The following is a 14505-nucleotide window of genomic DNA, read 5'->3' as shown; positions in this document are numbered from 1 at the left end:
TTTTAGTTCCGCCATCCGGACGCGTCTTTCGGATCATTCACTATCGATAGGTACTCAGTATCGATAGCGATCGATATGGCGATAACCTCGATCTAACTGGCCGAACGATAGAAGAGGACGCGACCATTCGGCATCAGTTGCAGCAGGTAATCGAAGTCGCTCACATTGGCAGTCAGAACAGTAAGCCCAAGCTTTTGCGCCTGCAGGAATAGGATGCAGTCGTGAAGGGCTCGCAGCCTCGCGTCGCGTTGATAGCCTTGTAACCGACACAGAATACCGGACAGCAAGGCGGCCCGTCCCAGAACATCCGCATCGGGTGTAAACACCCGGTGGACCGGCATCGCCGTAACCGTGGCCCGGATCTGACGGATCGCTGCCTTTGTCCCCTGGTGCCCCGGATTGAGCACGCCCACGGTATGCATCAACTCCTGGATGGCAATGGTGGAGTGATTGCTATGGCGGACATCAAGCAGGTCAGCCACGAGTTCGGGTGCTCGTCCTTGCAAACCATCAATGTAGACGCACGTGTCGAGGAGCAGTTCCGGGCCGGCTTCGGCAGGCCCCTCGAGGAACGGCAGTTCTTTGTCCACGCGCCTTGCAAGGGTACGGCCGGGGTCAAACCTTGCCCACCGAAAGGCAGCATCGAAATCAAAATCCGACAAGTCAGAATCCGAGTTTCAACTCAGGGTCGACCGTGCCGCGCGTCTTGCGAAAAACGGATCCGAAATCGTCATCAAGTGCTACCGTCGCCAATGCGAACTCGATCAGATCCGTGTCGGTTTGGATGCCGGTGTGCTTCTTCGCCTGTTCGATGAGAGCGGGGCTGATCCGCCCGCCGATCCTTTGGCTCTTTTCGCCAAGAAGACCGGAATGCTCGGCCGCCCTCATGACCGCATCGACGCGTGTCTTGCTTCCAGCCAAAAAATTGGCGGATTTCGCCTCACGTCCGACCTTTGCCAGCACCGCTTTTTTTCCCGGCGTCGGCACGACTGTGCTGCTATGCTTTCCCATGAAAAGCCCCATGTCTGACAAAATTGCATTTTGTCCAACATAGCGACAACCGCCCGAGTTTTCAACTCGGGCACACCACTCAAGTGGTCGCGCTGTCCTCTGGCCAAACGAACATAAATCCTCGTAAGCAATAAGAACGGTCAGTCCGTGGCCCGCCATTTTTGGCGGTGATAGAATACGGATCTTGCGGAATTTGTGCGAGACTATTGCACACAGCCGGCTGCAATAGAGGTTTGGCTGTGTCGTGCACGTCAAACACAAAAGGCGGATTCTAACGGCCTTCCGAGCTATGTCTCCAGTTAGGCTCAGGTCTGGAGGTTGTCCGCCGACATCTTGCCGGTCTTACGATCTGTCACCAACTCATAGGTGATCTTCTGGCCGTCGTCGAGACCGCGCAGGCCAGCACGCGTCACCGCGGAAATGTGAACAAATACGTCGGTGCTACCGTCATCCGGCTGGATGAAACCGAACCCTTTCGTTGCGTTGAACCATTTCACCGTACCGGTTGCCATGAGAAACTCCTCTCGTCCTGCCAGCCAATTGGCACACACTTGGGTCGCGTCCACATTGATAAACGCTTCAAGCGTCGACGGATAGCCATTGGATGTTCACTGCCTCACGACACTCTGCGCTCTGGCGCGCCGTGTGCACGCATCAACGCCATCAGCACCGGTCCGAGCGAAAACTCCCCTCGCCGCGCTTTTTCCGTCAGGTTTCGCAGATATCCCCCGGCCGAGTTGATGTGCCCGGCCCTTTCGAGGATGCAGGCCATCGTCGCGGCAGCATTCTCCGGCCCCATCGCGTCGCAGGCATCCTGATAGGCGCTAGGACTGACGCCGAGCATCGAACGAACCACCACCGCGGCCCCCATCAGCTCACGCCAACTCGAAATCGCCCCGCCTGGCCCGTACATCGCAATCTCCGGGCAGGCCTGCAGCACCATGCCCAACGGGAACGCCTTTATCGGCTCCCTCGTCGCCTGCGGTTTTACCACAGGTTTCGCCCCCTGCTCTTTTTCAGAGCTAGGTTCAAGTTCATGGATGGATTCGGTATTTGAATTCTGTGTGTGGCGGTCAAAACCGACACCATTGGCGTCCGTTTTTTCGGAATTCATCTGCAACTCCAGGAGATTGAGGATCTCCGCCCGCAGCATTTCCATTTCCTCCAAGATCGGTCGCAAATCGTCGATCGAGGGCGTGCGCGGAATTCGTCCGACCAAGTGGATGTACATCGCCTCGATCGCCCCCCAATCGCCAGAGGCGCCCTCCTCCACTGCAGCCGAGATAAGTTTACGAACGTCCCGTCGGCAGATGGAAAGCGTTTCCTTCACGCGCCGAAACTTCGCGCGGTCGGCAGCAACTTCTTGCGCCATTTGCGCAAGCTCCTCAGCGCGCGCCAGCAAGGGCGAAAGATCAAAGCCGTAAGCGTCTTCGATCTCCCCTGCCCGATCCTTTCGGGCATAGCGCTTACCGTTGGCGCTGTCCTTGCGAACAATGAGTCCCGCTTCCACGAGTGCTGCTAGGTGCCGGCGCAGCGTCGTGCCGGTGATGCCGTGCGCGCGCACCGACAACTGGGCGTTCGATGGGAAGACGATCATCGATCGTTCCTGGGAAAGCTCAGCTTCCGGATAAAACGTCAACAAAGCGTCGAGCACGGCAAGCGCCCGATCCTGAAGACCGAGCGAGGCCCTCGTCTCGCAGGCATCGCGAAACACCTTCCACTTCTCAACGGATTTGCCCTGTTTGATTTCTGCGGCCGTGAGCTGCCTTTTCACCAAGGCAAGCGTCATCGGCCGCCGCCCGAAGGGCGTCGTCACACTTCCAACCTGCATTTTCCTTCACCTCTTAGAAGGCAAAAGAACTCTGCTCACCAAAACGATGCCAAAGACTCTTGACGGCGATTCGTGGAAATGCGATTCTCAGATTGCTAGATAAGAGAGAGGCTTCCACGACGGAAACGTTTGGGGGCCTTTTTCTTTTGCGGTTATTCCTCCGAATTAATCATGATCCGCCTTAGCGGGCATTCTTCTGCATGAACTGATCGTGCAGAGTTTCGATCTGTTTGGCCACGTATTCGACAAACCCGCTAGGAACCGATTTGTTGAAAGCCAACTTCGAACCGGACTTTCCGTGGCTCACCTGTCCGAGCACCAGACCGTGCGAAACAAGCTCGGCTGCGTCAAGTGACAGAACTGCTCCCTGTCGCTCGCCTGCAAGTGCCTCTAAAACGGCCGCAAAGCGGGCGCTGCTGTCACTTTTGCGGATATTGTATTGGGCGAGCACTGAAATGGCGGTTTCGAGTGGGGCCGGATGGGCCGACCACTTTGCCTCGAAATCGACCCAGCGTCGGCGACCAACTTCGGGGGCGGCGCCAATCTCCTGTAAGACCTCACGCGGCAGCGCGATGGCGAGCCGGATCATCTCCGAAACGTGCGACTTGCCGGTATTCAGCGATTTGCAGATGACATCGCGGCTATAGCCTGCGACCTCCTGCGATTGAGCAAACAGGCACCGTTCAATGAACGACAGATCGTTGCGATTGCTGTTTTCTTCGCCCTGAAGAACGATCGCGTCTTCGTCGCTCAACTCTCGTGCGATCGCCTTGAACTTGATGCCGAGGTGCTTGGCGGCGGCAAGCCGCCGCCTCCCGAAGACTATCTGAAATGCTTTTCCGTCTCCTGCAACCGATCGCACCAGGCCGGGCGTAGTCTGCCCATGCTCGCGCATCGACTGCATCAACTCAGCGAGGTTCTCGACATCATATGCGGAGGCGAACCGATCAGGAATCGCGGATTCCAGAATATCGTCCGGATCGATCTCGATCACTTGGCCGCCGTCCTTTAGCAACCGCTCCGCAAGCTCGCTGCGTTCCTGGATCTGACGCACGCCTGCTGCGACCTTCATCAGATGCGGTGAGGTCGAACGTTGGCCCACTCCCTTTTCGCTCGAGTTGTCCAGCTGACCGAGAACGTTGGCGAACAGGCCCTTTGAATCTTTGCGGCTCATTCTCTCCCCCACGCCTTCCAGAACAGACTTTCCAGCTCCGCATTGGCGGCGTTGATGGACTCGATGGCTCGATCGTAGGTTTTTGGTGCTGAGAAGCGTGCGCGCTGAACTTCGTAGAGGCTTTGCTTCCAGGTCAACGCATCGGCGACCGCCGTGGACTTGATCACCGAGTTCAACAACAGGTCTTCACCAAACACTTGGCGCATGAGAGCGGACATATTTGCCTGAGGATGATCGTTGGGTTCGAACTTGGTGACGAGGAATTTTGCGAAATCCCATTGCGCCGCCGTCCCGACCTCGTCGAGGATCTGCATGTACGACGCCGCCAGTTCCAGGAATTTTGCAGTGGAGTCGACGTCCAGCATGTGGGCGGGAACTGGAATGACGACACCGGTCGCCGCCGTCAGCGATGATAGAGTTAGGAAGTTCAACGATGGCGCCGAATCCATCAGGATGAAGTCATAGTCGTCGGCGACTTGCTCGAGCGCCTGAGAAACCCGCAACAGGAAGCCTGTGCCGCCAGCCCGGCGCATTTCAAGAGCAACGGCAGTCTCAAACTCCGTGAGTTCGAGGCCAGCGCAGATCACGTCGAAACCGGCGATATGCGTTTGGTGGATGATTGAAGCGGTCGCAACTGGTTCCTCGAACCGAATGGCAGAATAGAGGGTGTCCCCTCCCCGATAATCGAAGTCGGGAAGATTGCCATGAAGTGCGGTGAGTGATGCCTGTGGGTCCAGATCGACGGCAAGCACGCGATAGCCGCGAAGCGCCAGGTAATGGCCGAGGTGAATAGTTGTCGATGTCTTGCTGGAACCGCCTTTGAAGTTGGTGACGGCAATGATCTGGCATTCCTCGCCGCCCGTGCGACGCGGGTTCATCCATTTCTTGCGGCCATTGGCTGCAAGTGCGAGACGCAACTCCAGGACTTGCTCCAAGGTGTAGAGACGCCTGCCATTGGAAATCTCAGGAGCGGGGCCCTGCTCTTTTGCGGCGACCTGACGGATATAGGCTTCAGTGACATCAAGGAGTGCAGCAACTTCCGTCGACGAGAACTTGCGCATGCTTCGCCGGGCGTCCGGCGGAAACTGGGCCATGCTTAGGTTGTTCAACGCAAGCTCAAGCTTGTTGGAGAAGTTCTCCATAAAGGAGAGGCTGCTGAGATGTCGCGTCATAATGAGAATCCCCGGTGGTCAGTACCGTCACTTAACCGCTGCTGTGGTTAACGTTTAACTAACAACCACATAACTACTCGAAAATTCGAAAATTCGGATTTTCTCCGCAACTAAGCGGTACTCCGATTCGGGTGGTCTCATCAAATGGGGTTGTGGAGCATGTGCACTGAGCCGAGCTGTCCGCGGTCCCCGCGGGGAACTCAAGATCGAACGGCACACACTACGTCGGCGATGCAGGCCCGGTAGCTCGTTCTTAGAGGCGCGAATTGCCCAAAGAACATTGCCGACCAATGGCGGTTAAGGTTACGCGCCTGCCCCCCTCAGCGATGGCGAATGAGACAACCGGTGGCGGGCTTCGACACGCGCCCTTAGTTGCACCGCCAATCCCACCGAACCAGACATTTGAGTCATGCTCAGATAATCAACCTCAGAGTTCCCCGCGGGGAACTCGTGTCACGAGCGGATCGATGCATAGGTGGGTCTCGCCCCGCTTCGCCCGGCGGACTAGCGAACCGCCCTTTTTGCTCGTAGTTCCCCGCGGGGAACTTTTCGCGAGATACGTTCCGCCCTCGGCAAAACACGGTCCTGCCATCGCAGATCTATCGGATAACCATTCTTCGAGGGAGGCGCGTTCGAGACAAAGCTCGGAACAGCGAGCCATTCGACGGCGGGCGGGAAGGGGAGCTTGAGGGGATGGAGCAGGGAATCCCCTCAATACAATTGGCCAGCGAACCGTCGCCAACTACCCTTGATCTACCCATGCGGTTTTTCATCAGGTCGTATCTGAGGCAGATCGCGAGAATACTCGCGATCTGCCTGGGGTCCTACTCAGCGGCCTGGGCAGCGTTTGAGACCTCGAAAGATCCTTGTGGAGCGACGGAGCCGTTGGATGTGGGGATGCGAAGGGGCGAGGGAAGCCATCCGGTTCCTTTCACAGCACCTTCCGCCTGCAGCACGCTTTGCGCCTTTTTCAGGCGGGACATGCCCTCGCCGGCAGCTTCACCCTTGATCTCACCCACCGCCGCCGCGATGCCTGCGACCGTCAGATGCTTAAAATAACTTTCCGCCGTAGGTTCGAAATAGCTGCGCATATCAAGACGAAGCGCCCGAGCCAGATGATCCGCGTGAACCAGTTCCTGTTTACGGAAGCCATTCTTGTCCATGACGGCGTTGATCGTTTGTCCCGCCGAAAAGGCCAGCAGCTCCAACAGTTCGTGCTGCTCGCGTTCGAGGCACCAGTCGAAGATCGCGAACGGTTCTCCCGGGACCTCGTGGCCGAAACGCTCGCGCAAGTCTTCGAGCCCGGCGAGCGCGAGATTGCCTTCGGGCGCTTTCATGACGTTGCCAAGCGCCCGGCTGGTGATCCCGATTTCAAGGCACGTGCAATTGCGAGAGCAAGAAAACAGGGTCTGCAATAGCAGCGCATGTACGACGCTTGCCAGCGCAACGTGATGATTGCCCGCAAACTCAAGGCGCATCGCGGCCGTCTTTTGAGCGGTCAGGTCCTCGACGAACTTTGCGGAATGCAGGATCGTGGCCCGTGTCGGCGTCGGGTCTCCCGTCGGGCTTTCATACTCCCGCGAACCGTCTTCTTCACTACCTCGCCGGATCAGGCCGCGTTCGATGCTGACCGATCCATTGTACGCCAGCGCGACGAGTGCACCTGCGCCCAAGATCGCGTCTGGGGCATAGGCCTCGCGACGCAATGCATCCCGCTTCTCCTCGATCCACGCCATTCGGTCTTGCGCCGCTTCATCCGCCTCGCCTGCCTCCACCAGCGCTTCGAGTTCACCCTGTTCGATAGCCAAGGCATCGAGGGTGGCGCGCTGGTCGTCGCAGAGGTCGATCGGTTGCGGATAGACGCGTGCAAATTCTTTTAGGACCCCACAGCCAATCTCGGGCACTATCTCGACCCATGCCCATCCTTCTGCCTTCACCTCGATCGCCAAAGCGTGAAGTTTGTCGGCCATAAGTTGCTCGACGAGTGCTACATCCAGGGCGAACCCTTCGTTACGACTGTCGAAGAGGTCCCGCCGCACCAAACCCCCTGCGGCCTCGTAGACGTCCAAGCCCCCGATAAAACGAATGCGCTTGTCACTGGCCCCGATGGCATCGCCACGCAAAGCCGCCTTGATGGTGTGAGGATAGCGATTCCACATACCCAGACTGCTCCAGACCCGCTTCTGCTCGATATGGTCATCCGAGATGGTAAAGGCTGACAGCAGGTCGAAACTCATCTCGCCCTCGCGATAAAGATCGAGCAGAACCGGGGAAACCCGTGCAAGAGCCAGCCGCTTTTGGACGACCGCCTCCGTTACCCCGAAACGGAGTGCAATTTTGGCGATCGGCATGCCTTGCCTCGCAAGCGCATCGAACGCCTCGTACTGGTCGGCTGGGTTCATAGCCTCGCGCACCACGTTTTCGGCAAGGCTGAGTTCGGTTGCCTCGCACTCCTTTCGCAGGATGCAATTAACGGGATGATCCGAGCTAAGCTTTCCAGCCCCGAGAAGCAGATTGAGCGCGCGCAGGCGCCGCCCCCCGGCGGTAACAAAGTACCGCCCCTTCCTGCCCTTGCGAACGATCAGATTTTGCAGAAGGCCGTTGGCTTCGATGTTGGCGGCAAGCTCCTGCAGGTTTTCCGCGCCGGGGGTCTTGCGCACATTCTGCGGGTCGAGGTCGAGCTTGCCGAGTTCAATTGAAATGACAGTGTTCATGATTGTCTCCATCCGTCCTGTGAGCCGAAGGCGACCGTCCTGGCCCTTCGGGATAGGAGCACTCCGCTCCTGTTCCCGAGTTCGCGCGGAGCAGCGGGGAAGAGGGGGGCAAGGTTATAAATCGGAGGGGGATCACCCGCCCGGGGCGACAGCCCCGGGGCGCGCGGCACGCGTCGATCCTGCACAGCGCCCGACTTGACCGGGCTCCGGAAGGACGGGGATACCGATTTTAGCCTTGCTGGGGAGAGGGGGCAGGACCCCTCTCTTCCCGCGGTCTAATAAAAAGAGCGTACTAGGCGCAGTCCAGAGGGCCGGAGCCAGTCGCGTGCCGCTCGACTGGCCCCGGCAAGCGGTTCCATTAAGTCGCCGCTGGAGGGGTGGCCGTCCAAGAGCGACGACGGGCGATATAAAACGAAACTATTAGCGGCTCAGCATTTCAGTTGAACAGGCGTAGACATAGGGTACGGACACATCGTTGCAGTCTCTTGCGCTGCAGCCCAGCGGGCTCCTGTGATTGGTGCGTGCGCGACCCCTTAACTCCACTTAAAGTTGCCAACATAACGGCGCATAACTGAATTCTGTGTGGTGCGGCGCTGGGTTTGGTCGCCACAGTTGCTGCGATGCCTTTAGGGCCGCCAAGCGCCTGAAGCGGAAGGCGCCATTGCGCTGAAGCACGCAGGCTCGGTCGGATCTCGCCTCCCGCGAGCGTCGAGACGAGCGCCGGAGGAAATGCGCCGTTGACAGCAGTAAGCGATACACGGTGTTGATACGCGACCCTACCGAGTATTCCGTTAGCGAAATGCTACGCTCAGATTGAGGTTTTTGGAATGGTCACGCGATATCAAGTGACAAACAGGTGTTCAGCGAGGGTTTTGCGCGCAAACGGGATATCGATCGCCAGCGGCGTGATTTTGGAAACAGGGGAGGGGAGGGGAGGCAGGGCATGCCTGACTGGGTCTGTCTCCCTGACCGCAAGCAAATCCATTGGGCGCTCCCGCAACCTAGCGTGCTGCTTAGCCGGAATTGGCCGCTTTCACGTCGGCGGCAACAGTCCCCTTCCTAGATCGCCCGCAGAAGATGGGTGAGGGCCGGGACTAAGAGGGTGCCAGAGCCGACGAGTTTTTTGCTAAGAAGGGCGACGTGGTCGGTCCAGACTGCATTTTTCCCGGTCTCCAATCTCTTCAAGGAAGCTTCGCGTCACTTGTGCCTCCTCCTTTAGTTGTCGCGCCAAAGGTAGGTAGAATTTCCGTCCTCTTGGACCGCGCACCATCGACAACAATCCGTTCTCGCAGTGACGATCATCGTCCCACCCTGAATGATTGAGAATCGGATAGAGGCACACCCCCTCTATCGGTACACCCGCTTTCATTGCAGCCCGAACTTCGCCGGCGACATATTGGAGCCAATCCGGCCGCCGGTCCCCTTCGATCCCAGTTTCGGCAATCAACATCGGCCTCCCGTACCGAGCGTAGGTTTCCACCAGGATCTTACGAAGCGGCTTGTGGAGAGGATGACCAACGTCGATAGGCCCACCCCCATGAACCCACTGATTGTTGTAATAATAGTTCACTCCCACGACATCGAGATACCTATCCCGGCCCCCAAGTTGTGGCCACGAGCGGCCGGAAATCATGTCCCATGCCTGATACTGCGCGAGCCGGTGGCCCTCGGCTAACTCCTTTTCGTGCGTACGACCCGGGTCAGCCACGACATTGATGGCCGGTTCGCAATGTACAAATCTCACTTGAGGATCGACGTCGAGAATGGCCTTCATGGAAGCGATACTTGCCCGCACGAGCTGGACTTTTAGTTCGAAGCCTCTGCGCGTGGCCCACGGATTTAGGTAAGCCGCATCACCACCCGCCCACGAGAAAAACGAGATCTCGTTGACGGGGCAGAAAAAGATTGGACCATCGCTTTCCGCCCGCACGAGTGCCGCAGCCGCTCCCGCAAACATCGAAAACCGCTCGACGAAGGCGGGCGACCAGAGGTCTATGTCGTCGGGCCAGCCATAATGGAGGAGATCCCAGATAATTTGGGTGCCAGTTCGCCGGCCCGCAGATATCATCGACAGGGCGCTGTCCCAAGTGTATCTCCCCGGCGATCGCTCTATCAAATGCCATCGAAATCCATCGCGTACCGTGCGGATTCCATGTCCCATCAGCTGACGGTAGTCCTCCTCCGCGTATTGATCGTGCTGAGTTGAGGCAATGACGTCCAGGCGACGGTGCGGCAGGGTCCCGCTCTTGCCTGGTATGTGATGCGTGGAGCATTCGAACCCGCCTTGGAAAAACGACAGGAACAGGCCGGATGGACCGCGCGCACGTTTCTCGTCGATCACTTCGTCAAAGAGCGCCTCCCATAGAGGGACCACAGCTTTGGCGCTGTAGTTCATCTCGACATGGGCCCGCAGCGATCGGCCAAGCCGGCCGCGCAGGTCAGGCGATCTCGCAAGCATGCTGACATTGTCGGCGACCGCCTGCGGGTCGTCATGGGCTACAAAGTACCCCGACACGCCATGTTCGATCTGTTGCTTGGATCCGTTGTCGGCTGTTGCAACGACGGGAAGCCCGGCGGCGCCCGCTTCGGCTATCACATGCGGCATTCCCTCGTCTCGAGAAAGCCAGACGAACACATCGAGGGCAGCCAGGATATCCGGAACATCGGTTCGATCACCAAGGAAGCGCAAGACGCCGTCCAATTCCAGCGCCCGGCTTATTGCCCGTAATCTCTGCGCGTATTCGGGCATGAAAGCATCGGGGCCGCCGACAATCACGAAGCGCACGCGCGGCTCCTGGTCGTGGATGATCGAGGCCGCGTGGATGAACGTTTCGACGTTCTTTTTTGGATCGAGCCGCCCAATCCAGCCGACCAGGATTTCATCCTCCTTGATCCCCAGCTCCCTGCGTATGGGCAGCCGGCGCAATGGATTGAACTCCCGAAGATCGACCATCGAGGGAATTTCCAGGGCGTGGTGCTCACGTCCAGGCATTCGTGAAGCAGCGGCGTCCCTGATCGTTCGGCACACACCTACATATCGGCTGGTAAAGTGCTTTGGACCGCCAAGTGCCTCCAAAACCAAGCCCCCATGCTCGATCAAGGGAGGTCGCAGCTTCAGGCGCTCTAGCGCCGGATATATATCGGCGACATTTTGACAGGAGACGACGACGTCGTAGGCCGGTATCTTGTCAGCCAAATAGGCGACGGTATCTTCGAACGAAAGCGTGTAGGGGGTGGTGTCGACGTCAATCCCGACCGCTTTGAGCTGTTGATGTGTTTGATCGGGCATGTTGTCCTTGCGCAGGCATGCGACGACATCGATCCTGAAACGGGAACGATCGAGATTGGCCGCAAGCAGGCGGACCTCCGTCTCCTCTCCACCTACGACCAGCCATGCAAAGACGAAAAGCACGGTTTTCGGACGATCGTCGCGCTTCATTGCGCCACCTCGAAAACAATCTGCAGAAACTCGACCTGCCGCGCCAAGACGCTCGAAAGGAACTCGGGCGCCTCGGCGAAGGGGATAACGTGGGTAACCAGATGCCGCCTGATTTCGTCGCCTTTTTGCGCCAGCAGTCTGATTGTCTCTTCTGCCAGGCGGCGGCGATCCCATCGAGCTGAAAGTCCCGGTGGAACGCGATTGATCTGAGCACAGTGGATACGCAGCCCGTTGTGATGGAACTCCTCTCCCAATCGCAACGCCCCGGCGCCCGATTGATAGAATGCCAAGTCGATCACGCAGGCCTGGGGTCGCAGTGCTTTCAGGGCGACGTGAAGGCTTTGAGAATGCGCCCGTGTCTGAAACACCACGTCTGCGCCTCTATCACTGCCTCCGTTGTGCCAAAGCGCCTTGGCATGTTGCCACGCGGCATCCTCGTCCAATGCGTGGATGCCGAGCGCCTCAGCCTTGGCGCGTCGAAAATCTGAAGGATCAGCGATCAAAACCTCCGACGCACCCAGTGACATGCAAAACAACGCAGTCAACAGACCAACCGTCCCGGCTCCGATGACGAGCGTGCGCCGCCCGGCTACGCCGCACCCCAAGTATGGCACCGACGGGCCGAATGCCGCAGCGTCGGCGTGCAAAATACCGTTCGCAGCGATCGGTCCCATCTGGGCGACGAACACGCCCAGGATAGGGTCCAGCGCAGCCGGAAGTTGGACGAGGAGATCGTGAAAGGGGTTCGCGGTGTGGCCACTTTTGTGTCCGTAGGTAGTCGCCACGATATCGTTGCTCGAGTACCCGCTCGCCATGCTGTCGGCAACACGCGCCACTTCCATGTAGCCGAGGAACGGGACGGGAAAATCCAGTGACGGCTCGTTAGGAACAAATGCACCACGTTCGTTGTCAAACCGAGAAAAGAAGTAGGGATTTGTCTTCTTGAGGAACGTCAACTCCGTGCCGGCTGAAAAGCCGGTATAGAGCGTATCGAGTTGCAAATGCCCCTCGGCCAGCGGCCCCTCCTCATAGTCCAGGAAGTACATTTTCCCCGGACCGGCCACGCCGAGCGATCGGATGGTACGGCTCGACATCCTCAGTCCTCCTGAAAGTCTTTAAGTTCTATAGGAATTCCAAGATCGGCCGATCGGGCGATCGCGAGCGCAATCCGGTGGGAAAGGAGGGCCTCCTGGTAAGAACAGCGTATCCGATTGCCGCCGCCGCGGACCGCATCTATGAAATCGCGATCCTCCAACCATACCGGGTCTTGTTCTGCCCGGCGCACCGGCCTTCCTGCTCCCACATCGACCATGATGTCCCGGTCCGTCAGCTCAATCGCCAGTCCATCGCAGAAAATGTTCAGACCGATGAGGTGTCCCCATCGCAGGGCGCAGGTAGCGGCGATGTTTCCAATAGCGCCGGATGCGAAGGATAGGCTGGCCGCGCTTGCGGTCGCCACGTCCAATCCGGGAAAATTCTCGCGTTCTTTATGCGTGATCTGCCCGAATACGCGCGTGACATCTCCGACCAGATATCGGGCGAGATCGATGATGTGGGTGACCTGTTCAACCATCTGTCCGCCAGACATGTGGTTCTTCCACCACCACTGCGGGGGAGGGGTCTGATCCAACCAAAACCCACACACAAGCTGTGCGGGGTTCTCCCTCAAACGTTGGCGCGCTTCTTCTACCGTGTCGAGATACCGCCAGTGGTACCCAACTGCCGTAATCAGCCCGGCTTCCCCGACTGCCATGGCCAGTTCGCTTGCAAGCTTCAAGTTGAGGGTGAGGGGTTTTTCGACGAAGAACGGGATCCGCCTGGCGATGAGATCGCGTTCGACCTGACCATGAGCAAACGGTGGAATGCAGATGTAAGCAGCATCCAACTCCTGGCCCGCCAGCATGGCCCCGGCGTCAGGAAATGCTTTCGCTCCAAAATGGAGCGCCGCGTCTTTCGCGCGGTCGAACTCCGGATCGGCGAATGCAACCAAGTGCACATCTTTAAATCCCGAAAGGACTTCAAGGTGCCGGTTGGCAATGCCACCCACTCCGACAAATCCGATACGTGCGCGTTCCATGAGTTGCCGCTCTTTGCTTTTCGGTGAATTGAGAATGGACTGGTAGATTTTCTCAGTTTCCGCACTCATCCGTGCTGCACTGAAGTGCCGTGCGAACCGCGAGCGTTCCGCATCTCCCGTTCGTTTAGCGGCGTTCGGGTCGCGCAGAAGCGAAGCGATCGCCTCAGCAAGCGCGGCCGGCTGGCCGGGTTCGACGAGATAAGGATGGTCCTGTCCGAGTGCTTCAACCGTGCCCCCAACCGCCGTGGCAACCACGGGAACGCCAGCCGACATGGCCTCCAGCACGACGAGCGGAAGTCCTTCGAAGAGTGAAGCCAAAATGAACACATCGGTCGAGGCTAAGAGCGAGGCAATGTCATCACGACGTCCACCAAAGAGCACCGATCGTTCAATGGCGAGCTCCGCTACCAGATCGTGTATGTCGGAGATATCGGGGCCCGACCCGACCAGCAGCAGGACCGCCTCGGGGAATTCCTTCAATACAGCCGGCATCGCTCTTACAAGCGTCGGGTGATCCTTCTGGGCGGTAAACCGTGCAATCGAAATCAGGGTTTTTGCTGACGTGGCACCCCACTGCGCTCGCGCGTTGCCGCCCTTGCCAAGCGCGGAAATACCATTGCGCACAACAGCAATCTTGCTCGTGTCAATGTCCTGGTTCAGAAACGTCTCTCTTGCAGCATCGGAAACGACGATCAGTCTTTCGACGGCGCCGAGGCCTTTACGGAATTCCAGCTTTTGTTCTTCGTCGGTCAAAAGAAACGGCAAATGCTCTGTTCGAACGACCGGAATACCTGCCGATCTACCGGCCTGTGCAAGGGAATGGCCTTCCCAGCCAATCCCCGCATGGACATGTAGCAAGTCCACACAACCCGTTTGCAGCCACGTGGCAAACCCAGCGATGTCATCGAAGTGTTTTACAGCGAGGCCCAGATCGATCGCACCGGTCACCAGCGGGCCGAAGCATTCTCGCGAGGCTGCCACTGTGACGTCGTAGCGCGATCGGAGATTCTCCCCTAGTGCGAGCATGTGACTTCCCATACCCGACGGATCGAGGCTTTCCGTCGCAAGCACAAGTGCCGGCCTGATT

Annotated in this window: 8 protein-coding genes and 1 pseudogene; all 9 read right to left on the bottom strand. The window is 58.3% G+C overall.

Going from position 1 to position 14505, the window contains the following annotated elements; all coding sequences use genetic code 11:
• Positions 1-92: 92 nt before the first annotated feature.
• The gene (locus RTP54_RS27670; protein WP_312367014.1) at positions 93-662 is read right to left on the bottom strand and encodes a DNA-binding protein; all 570 of its coding nucleotides are present in this window, start codon (positions 660-662) and stop codon (positions 93-95) included.
• Position 663: 1 nt separating this feature from the next.
• On the bottom strand, positions 664-1023 hold the full coding sequence (locus tag RTP54_RS27665) for a hypothetical protein (RefSeq protein WP_312367013.1): 360 nt from the start codon (positions 1021-1023) through the stop codon (positions 664-666).
• 293 nt (positions 1024-1316) lie between these two features.
• Positions 1317-1523 (bottom strand): cold-shock protein, encoded by a 207-nt coding sequence (locus RTP54_RS27660; protein WP_312367011.1) that lies wholly within the window; start codon positions 1521-1523, stop codon positions 1317-1319.
• Positions 1524-1627: 104 nt separating this feature from the next.
• The gene (gene repC, locus RTP54_RS27655) at positions 1628-2842 is read right to left on the bottom strand and encodes a plasmid replication protein RepC (RefSeq protein WP_312367009.1); all 1215 of its coding nucleotides are present in this window, start codon (positions 2840-2842) and stop codon (positions 1628-1630) included.
• Positions 2843-3023: 181 nt separating this feature from the next.
• Positions 3024-4016: a plasmid partitioning protein RepB gene (gene repB, locus RTP54_RS27650; RefSeq protein WP_312367007.1), complete on the bottom strand. Its 993-nt coding sequence runs from the start codon at positions 4014-4016 to the stop codon at positions 3024-3026.
• Positions 4013-5188: a plasmid partitioning protein RepA gene (gene repA, locus RTP54_RS27645; protein ID WP_312367006.1), complete on the bottom strand. Its 1176-nt coding sequence runs from the start codon at positions 5186-5188 to the stop codon at positions 4013-4015. The genes repB and repA overlap by 4 nt, the downstream gene beginning before the upstream one ends.
• 824 nt (positions 5189-6012) lie before the next feature.
• Entirely contained in the window at positions 6013-7902 is a 1890-nt protein-coding gene (locus RTP54_RS27640; RefSeq protein WP_312367004.1) for a ParB N-terminal domain-containing protein, read from the bottom strand.
• A 1126-nt stretch (positions 7903-9028) separates the two neighbouring features.
• Positions 9029-11341 carry a glycosyltransferase gene (locus RTP54_RS27635; RefSeq protein ID WP_312367002.1) on the bottom strand — a complete coding sequence of 771 codons (2313 nt, stop codon included), beginning with the start codon at positions 11339-11341 and terminating at the stop codon, positions 9029-9031.
• A pseudogene (locus RTP54_RS31120) lies at positions 11338-14456 on the bottom strand (glycosyltransferase). Before RTP54_RS31120 ends, RTP54_RS27635 begins: the two are co-directional and overlap by 4 nt.
• Positions 14457-14505 lie beyond the last annotated feature (49 nt).

The organism is Ensifer sp. (assembly GCF_031989085.1).
GTDB lineage: Bacteria > Pseudomonadota > Alphaproteobacteria > Rhizobiales > Rhizobiaceae > Ensifer.
Note: the sequence above shows the minus strand (reverse complement) of the source record. Positions and strands in the feature narration are given on the sequence as shown.